General features: G+C 75.0%; 3 protein-coding genes. All 3 read right to left on the minus strand.

The features are described from left to right. Positions 1 to 333 (minus strand): head-tail adaptor protein (locus AC2W7M_RS26175; protein WP_486136090.1); only part of this gene is annotated, 333 nt, incomplete at its 3' end. Beyond that, complete coding sequence (locus AC2W7M_RS26180; protein ID WP_486136092.1) at positions 330 to 734, minus strand: head-tail connector protein; 405 nt, start codon at positions 732 to 734, stop codon at positions 330 to 332. The genes AC2W7M_RS26180 and AC2W7M_RS26175, both read right to left, overlap by 4 nt. A 26-nt stretch (positions 735 to 760) precedes the next feature. Then, positions 761 to 889: a hypothetical protein gene (locus AC2W7M_RS26185; RefSeq protein ID WP_486136094.1), complete on the minus strand. Its 129-nt coding sequence runs from the start codon at positions 887 to 889 to the stop codon at positions 761 to 763. Positions 890 to 1,042 lie beyond the last annotated feature (153 nt).

The raw sequence follows: 1,042 nt of genomic DNA on the forward strand, positions 1-1,042 counted from the left end.
CGGGCGGTCACGGCTGGCTCCTCCCCGGCAGCGGCAGCGCGAGAGGCGCCCGCGCCCGTCCGGGTCCGCCACCGCTTCCACATGGAAGATGCGGGCGCCGAGCAGCAGCCGGTCGCCCGGCGCCACCGTGTTGGGCGCACGCAGCGTGATCCGCGCGCGGTGCCCGCCTTGCGGACGCTCGGCAGCGATGGCGAAATCGTCGCCGACCATCTCCACCCGGCCCCACAGCTGGTCCACGGTGAGGAAGGTGCGGGCGATGCCGCCGGTGCCGTCCGGCAGGTCCACATAGGTCTGGTGCGCGAGGCGCTGGCGCAGCGCGCCGATGGCGCTCACAGCCGCACCACGCGATAGGGCGCGATGAGGGCGGCGACGGCGGCCGGCAGCTCGGTCGCCCCGCCCGCGCCGTCGCGCATTTCGTAGAAGTGCGCCACCGCCAGCCGCACCGCCTGGACGAGATCCGCCGGCACGTCGCCCGCCGTGCCATAGCCGGCGCGCACGACGATGCGGATGCCGTCATGGCGCGGACCGGGCCTGGGCACGCGGGCGCTGTCCACCTGGATCAGCGCCGGGGCGCGCTCGCCGCTCAAACTCAGAGCGCCCTCCGGCACCGCGACCTCGGCGCCGCCCGCGTCGGTGACGGCGGAGGAAAGGATGGCCGAGACCGGCGCCACCGGCAGGGCGATGATGCCGCTCGCCGGCCAGGCATCACGGAGAAGCGCGAATGTCTGGTCCACGAGAATGCGCCCGGTGGCCGCCTCGATCAGACGCGCGCGGCGGGGATCAGGGCGTCGATGAGGGCGTCCTCGGCATCGTGCGCGATGCGCAGGAAGGCCTTGGCCTCGGCACGCGTCAACGGCTCGGCTTCGGGACCGGCGAGGGGCTCTGGCATAAGGGGGCTCCTGGAGTGATGGCGCGGCCGGCACCGCCGGCGCCCGTTGACGGCACGGCCGGCCCCCGGCAGAAGACCGGCATGAAAAGTCCTGCCTCACGCCGCGCGCCGCTCCGTCCTCCTCGCCCTCGCGCTCTTGCGGCGCGACGGCGC

It is taken from the genome of Xanthobacter sp. BG11Y11_SDJG, from assembly GCF_057364445.1.